A 6,287-nucleotide genomic window follows, 5' to 3' on the forward strand; every position below is an offset into this window, starting at 1 on the left:
GCGCTCGTTCCCTCCGCACGCCCTGCTTGCGTGGTCAGCGTGCGGCGCGGTAGTGGTCGAGGACGTCGGGAGTGGGACGCGCGGTCACCGTGCGGGTGCCCGTGCGCCGCCAGGTGGGGAAGTGCCCGAGGTGGACGCCCGCGGCTTGGCGTGCGGCGCCGTCGGCGACGTATTCACCCGGCTCGGGTACGAGTACGGGGAGCCCGAAGATCGCGGCGGCGGCCTCCTGCACGGCGGCTGAGCGCGCCCCGCCGCCGACCAGGATGATCCGGCGGGCCGGGACGCCCTGCGCGGTGAGTGCGCGGAGCCCGTCGGCGAGGGAGCACACGATGCCCTCGACGGCGGCGCGGGCCAGGTGGGCAGGCGTGAAGTTCCGCAGCGTCATGCCGTGCAGCGAACCGGTGGCATCGGGCAGGTTGGGGGTGCGCTCCCCCTGGAAGTACGGCACGAGGGTGAGACCTCCGGCGCCCGCCGGTGCGGAGAGTGCCAGCGAGGTGAGCTCGTCCAGCGAGACGTCGAGCAGAGCTGCCGTCGCATCGAGCACGCGCGAGGCATTGAGCGTGCAGACGAGCGGGAGGTAATGGCCGGTGGCGTCCGCGAAGCCCGCCACCTGCCCGGAGGGGTCCGACGTCGGCCGCTCGGCGACGGCGAACACGGTGCCCGACGTGCCGATCGAGACGACGACGTCGCCCACCGAGGCACCGACCCCGAGCCCGGCCGCCGCGTTGTCCCCGGCACCGGGGCCCAGGAGGGCGCCGCCCGGCGTGCGGCCCGCTGCTTCGAGCGGGCCGAGGACGCGGGGGAGGACGGGGACGTGCCCGAGGGTGCGCATGAGCACCTCGGGCAGGTACGTTCCCGTCGACGGTGACCAGTAGCCCGTACCGGAGGCGTCCGAGCGGTCCGTCCGCAGCGCGTCCAGTCCGCCCGAACCGGGGCCGTGCCCCGCGAGCCGCCACGAGAGCCAGTCGTGCGGAAGGCACACGGCGGCCGTCCGTACCGCGTTCGCGGGCTCGTTGTCGGCCAGCCACCGCAGTTTGGTCGCGGTGACCGAGGCGACCGGCAGGGTCCCGGTCGCCCCGGACCACCAGCGTGCGCCGGCGGCCGAGTCGCCGTTGCCCGCTTCGCTGATGAGCGACGTCGCCGCAGCGGCCGAGCGCGTGTCGTTCCACAGCAGCGCCGGGCGGACGACCGCGCCGCCCTCGTCGAGACAGACCATGCCGTGCTGCTGCCCGCCCACCGAGACGGCGACGACGTCGTCGATTCCGCCTGCCGCCTCGACGGCGGCCCGGAGCGCGTCCCACCACGCGTCGGGGTGCACCTCGGTGCCCCCGGGATGGCGGGCCGAGCCCGAGCGCACCGGCGCACCGGTCTCGGCGTCTCGGATCACGACCTTGCAGGACTGGGTGGAGCTGTCGACTCCGGCGACGTAGGCGGCCATGGGTCAGCGTCCGCCGACCAGGTGCTCGATCGCAAGCTGGTTGAGGCGTACGAACGCGAAGGAGTGCGCGGCGGCCTTCTCGGCGTCGAACTCCTGGAACGCGGAGACGTCGGCAAGCAGGTCCGCCGCCGATTCCCCGGGGGCCAGCGTCGGTTCGGACAGCTCGTACACACCCGAGGCGCGCAGCGCCTCCTGGACTTCCGGGTCGGCGCGGAACGCCGCGGCGCGCTCCTTGAGCAGCAGGTAGGTGGCCATGTTGGCGCGGGCGGACTCCCACACGCCGTCGTACCCGTCGGTGCGGGAGGGCTTGTAGTCGAAGTGCCGCGGACCCTCGTAGCGGGGGCCGCCGCCCGGGAAGCCGTTCTCCAGGAGATCGACCGTGAAGAACGCGCTGGTGAGGTCGCCGTGCCCGAAGACGAGGTCCTGGTCGTACTTGATGCCGCGCTGGCCGTTGAGGTCGATGTGGAACAGCTTGCCCGCCCACAGGGCCTGCGCGATGCCGTGCGTGAAGTTCAGACCGGCCATCTGCTCGTGCCCGGTCTCCGGGTTGAGGCCCACGATGTCGCCGTGCTCCAGTTGCGCGATGAACCCGAGGACGTGGCCCACGGTCGGCAGGAGGATGTCGCCGCGCGGCTCGTTCGGCTTGGGCTCCAGGGCGATCCGCAGACCGTACCCCTTGTCCTTGATGTATCCGGCTGCGGTGTCCACGCCTTCGCGGTAGCGGTCGAGCGCGGCGGCGAGGTCCTTGGAACCGTCGTACTCCGAGCCCTCACGGCCACCCCACATGACGAACGTCTCGGCGCCGAACTCGGCAGCGAGGTCGATGTTGTGGAGCACCTTCGCGAGGGCGAAGCGGCGCACCGAGCGGTCGTTCGAGGTGAAGCCGCCGTCCTTGAAGACGGGGTGGCTGAAGAGGTTCGTGGTGACCATCGGGACCTTGAGGCCCGTCGACTCCAGCGCGGTACGGAAGCGCCCCAGAACGCGCTCGCGCTCACCCGCGGACGCACCGAACGGAATCAGGTCGTTGTCGTGGAGCGTGATGCCGTACGCGCCCAGCTCGGCGAGCCGGTGGACGGCCTCCACCGGGTCGAGAGCCGCACGGGTCGGGGCGCCGAACGGGTCGTTGCCCGTCCAGCCGACGGTCCACAGACCGAAGGTGAACCTGTCGGCGGTGGTGGGGAGCGGAGCCATGCCAAACACCTCATCCGGGCTCGTCCTCTGCTGCGGGAAGAAGCACTTCCGAGCAGAAGCAGAATTAGTATTGGTCCTGAACTATATGGGCCGTGGTGAACTTGTCAACGGTCGTCCGGCGCGGCCGGACGCAGTCGGAACCACCGAAGGGGCGCACGTGCGGGAGCAGAACGAGGGCGCGGCGCGCAGCGAGGAGCCCGGCCGGGTCGCCGACGTGCGGCGACGGAACCTCGCCCTCGTGCTCGCGCGCATCGGGCCGGACACCCCCGCGTCCCGGGCGGACGTCGCCGCAGCCACCGGCCTCACGAAGGCCGCGGTCTCCAGCCTGGTGACCGACCTCCTGGCAACGGGGCTCGTCGAAGAGGTCGGCGTGACCCGGGCCGGGGGGAGGGGCCGGCCCGGTGTGGGCCTGGCCCTCGATCCCCGACGCGGCGCGGTCGGCGCCGAGGTGAACGTCGACTACCTCGCGGCCGGCATCGTGGACCTGCACGGAAAGCTGCGGGTCCACGAAGTGGCCGAGACCGCCAACCGGGGCCGCGCTCCGGCCGAAGTCCTCGCGGAACTCGCGGAACTCGTCGCACGCTGCTCGGCTCGGGCCGCCGACGCAGGGATGACCCTCCTCGGCGGCGGACTCGCCGTTCCCGGCCTCGTCGACCCGGGCCGCGGGACCGTTCTGACGGCCCCCAACCTCGCGTGGCAGAACGCCGATCTGAGCACCGCGCTCGTCGGCCTCGTCCCACCGACGCCCTTCGGTGTCGCCACCTCCAACGAGGCGGACAGCGCCGCCCTTGCCGAACTCTGGTACGGCTGCGGGGCGTCGCTGGGTTCCTACCTGTTCGTGTCGGGCGAAGTCGGGGTCGGCGGCGGCCTCGTGCTGGGGGCGGAACTGTTCTCCGGCCCCGGCGGACACGCGGGCGAAGTGGGGCACGTCGTCGTCGAACCCGGCGGCCGGCGCTGCTCGTGCGGAGGCCGCGGTTGCCTCGAAACCGTCGCCGGCCAGGAGGCCATCCTCGCCGCGGCGGGAATCACCGACGGCGGCAGCACGACGGCGGAGCGCATGGGCGTGCTGCAGTCCGCCCTCACGGCCGGCGATGCCCGGGCGATCGCCGCCGTCGCCCACGCGGGGCACTGTCTCGGGATCGCGGTGGTGTCCTCGGCGCGCCTCGTCGACCTCTCGGCGGTGGTGCTCGGCGGGCACTTCGCGACGCTCGCCGCATGGCTCCGTCCCGCACTCCTCCACAGCCTCGACGACTTCGCCCCCGGCCTCATCGCCCCCGATTCCGCCGTCTTCTCGGAGCTGGGAGCGACAGCCGCACTGCGGGGGGCAGCGGGCTCGGTACTGCGGCGGGCGCTGGCCGCGCCGTACGAGCTGCTGGACTGAGTGTCCGAGTCCGCGGCGCCCCGAGCGGGCCGCGCACCACGACGGGCCGACGGAGGCCTTCGGCCTGCGCAGCGACGCGAACGGCCCGGCTTCGGGGGCCGATGCGCCGATGGACGCGATCGCCGCCTCCGCCGAGCCGGTCACCTGCGGGGGAGCCCGGGACCTCCGCGTACACATCCCTCCTCCGGGTGTTCGAAGCCCGTTGCGTGCTGGTTTCGCATCGGGCCGTGTGTTCAAGCCTTGCACCAGTGGGAGCGCTCCCACTGTCGAGGTGTGGACGTTGTGTGGTCAAGAAGCGTGAAGAGTCGAAGATATTCGACAGTGATGTGGCGGTGAAAGTCGGTGACATCTCTGTTGCTTGACGCCACGTGGCGCTACGGTCTGCCTCACCAGTGGGAGCGGTCCCCTTCACTAGGTGCCCTGTCAGGAGCACCTCAGTTGTCAGGAGTCGCTCATGCATCACCCCCTGAATTCCCCTCTGAACTCCCCTTCGCAGTCCCCGACCTCCGCCCCGCGTGGTCGTGCGGGTCTGGCGGCGGCCTGTGCACTGCTCATGGCGGCCGGGGTCACGGCCGTGGCCACCGGATCAGCATCGGGAGCAGCCGGTGCGGCAGCGCCCGCCTGCGCCGTCGACTACACGATCCAGAATCAGTGGAACGGCGGTTTCGGCGCGAACGTGACCGTCACCAACAACGGCTCCCCGGTCACCGGCTGGACCCTGGAGTGGGTCTACGCCGGTGACCAGCAGATCACCCAGGGCTGGAACGCCACCGTCAGCCAGACGGGCAAGGCCGTCTCCGCCACGAACGTCTCGTACAACGGGAACCTCGGCACCGGCGGCTCCGCCTCCTTCGGCTTCAACGCCGGCAACAGCGGCGAGAACGCCGTGCCCGCGACCTTCAAGCTCAACGGCGTGACCTGCAACGGCGGTACGGACCCGGGCCCCGGCCCCACGGATCCGCCCGGCAAGCGGGTGGACAACCCGTACGTCGGCGCGAAGGCCTACGTGAACCCGGAGTGGTCCGCGAAGGCCGCCGCCGAGCCGGGCGGTGCGGCCGTCGCCAAGCAGCCGACCGCCGTCTGGCTGGACCGCATCGCCGCCGTCAAGGGCAGCGCCACCACCATGGGACTGAGAGCCCACCTGGACGAGGCCCTGAAGCAGAAGGGGACGGGCGAACTCACCGTCCAGCTGGTGGTCTACAACCTGCCGGGCCGCGACTGCTCCGCCCTCGCCTCCAACGGGGAGCTCGGTCCGACCGAGATCGGCCGGTACAAGAGCGAGTACATCGACCCGCTCGCCGCGATCCTCGCCGACCCCAAGTACGCGGGCCTGCGCATCGTCACGATGGTGGAGATCGACTCGCTGCCCAACCTCGTCACCAACACCACCCCCCGCCCCACCGTCACCCCCGCCTGCGACGTGATGAAGGCGAACGGCAACTACCAGAAGGGCGTCGGGTACGCGCTCAACAAGCTGGGCGACGTCCCCAACGTCTACAACTACGTCGACGCCGGACACCACGGCTGGCTCGGCTGGGACGACAACTTCACGGCCTCCGCCGAGATGTTCAAGGAGGCCGCCACCACCGAGGGCGCGACCCTCGCCGACGTGCACGGCTTCATCGTCAACACCGCCAACTTCAGCGCCCTCAAGGAGGACCACTTCGCCATCGGCGACAGCGTCAACGGAACCGGCGTGCGCCAGTCCAAGTGGGTGGACTGGAACCGGTACACCGACGAGCTCAGCTACGCGCAGGCCATGCGCGCCAAGCTGGCCACGCTCGGCTTCGACTCCAGCCTCGGCATGCTGATCGACACCTCCCGCAACGGCTGGGGCGGTACGGCACGACCGGCGGGACCCGGCCCGAAAACGAGTGTGGACACGTACGTCGACGGCGGGCGCTACGACCGCCGCATCCACCTCGGCAACTGGTGCAACCAGTCCGGGGCGGGCCTGGGCGAACGCCCGACGACCGCGCCGGCGGCCGGCATCGACGCGTACGTGTGGGCCAAGCCGCCGGGCGAGTCCGACGGTGGAAGCAAGGAGATCCCGAACGACGAGGGCAAGGGCTTCGACCGGATGTGCGACCCGACGTACACCGGCAACCCCCGCAACGGGCACAGCATGTCCGGCTCGCTGCCGAACGCGCCCCTGGCGGGGAAGTGGTTTTCCGCCCAGTTCCAGGAGCTGCTGAAGAACGCCCACCCGGCACTCTGACCGCGTTCTGACGGGCGTGCCGACGGCCCCTTTCCCCGGTGTGCACGCCGGGGAAAGGG

Annotated in this window: 4 protein-coding genes; 2 read left to right on the plus strand and 2 right to left on the minus strand. The window is 71.5% G+C overall.

Going from position 1 to position 6,287, the window contains the following annotated elements; all coding sequences use genetic code 11:
- Positions 1-34 precede the first annotated feature (34 nt).
- Both ACWGIG_RS35950 and xylA read right to left on the minus strand, forming a co-directional pair.
- Positions 35-1,438 (minus strand): xylulokinase, encoded by a 1,404-nt coding sequence (locus tag ACWGIG_RS35950; RefSeq protein ID WP_453325912.1) that lies wholly within the window; start codon positions 1,436-1,438, stop codon positions 35-37.
- Between the two features lie 3 nt (positions 1,439-1,441).
- Positions 1,442-2,629, minus strand: a complete 1,188-nt coding sequence (gene xylA / locus ACWGIG_RS35955) for a xylose isomerase (protein WP_453325913.1) — start codon at positions 2,627-2,629, stop codon at positions 1,442-1,444.
- Between the two features lie 157 nt (positions 2,630-2,786).
- Here xylA and ACWGIG_RS35960 point away from each other — a divergent pair, with 157 nt between their 5' ends.
- Positions 2,787-4,010, plus strand: a complete 1,224-nt coding sequence (locus tag ACWGIG_RS35960) for an ROK family transcriptional regulator (RefSeq protein ID WP_453325914.1) — start codon at positions 2,787-2,789, stop codon at positions 4,008-4,010.
- 553 nt (positions 4,011-4,563) lie between these two features.
- Entirely contained in the window at positions 4,564-6,228 is a 1,665-nt protein-coding gene (locus tag ACWGIG_RS35965) for a glycoside hydrolase family 6 protein (protein ID WP_453325915.1), read from the plus strand.
- Positions 6,229-6,287: the final 59 nt, after the last annotated feature.

It is taken from the genome of Streptomyces sp. NPDC054863, from assembly GCF_053610825.1.

Excerpts from the sequence above, each read along its gene's own strand:
- ACWGIG_RS35950 (WP_453325912.1), bottom strand. The coding sequence starts at position 1,438 with ATGGCCGCCTACGTCGCCGGAGTCGACAGCTCCACCCAGTCCTGCAAG.
- xylA (WP_453325913.1), bottom strand. The coding sequence starts at position 2,629 with ATGGCTCCGCTCCCCACCACCGCCGACAGGTTCACCTTCGGTCTGTGG.
- ACWGIG_RS35965 (WP_453325915.1), top strand. The coding sequence starts at position 4,564 with ATGGCGGCCGGGGTCACGGCCGTGGCCACCGGATCAGCATCGGGAGCA.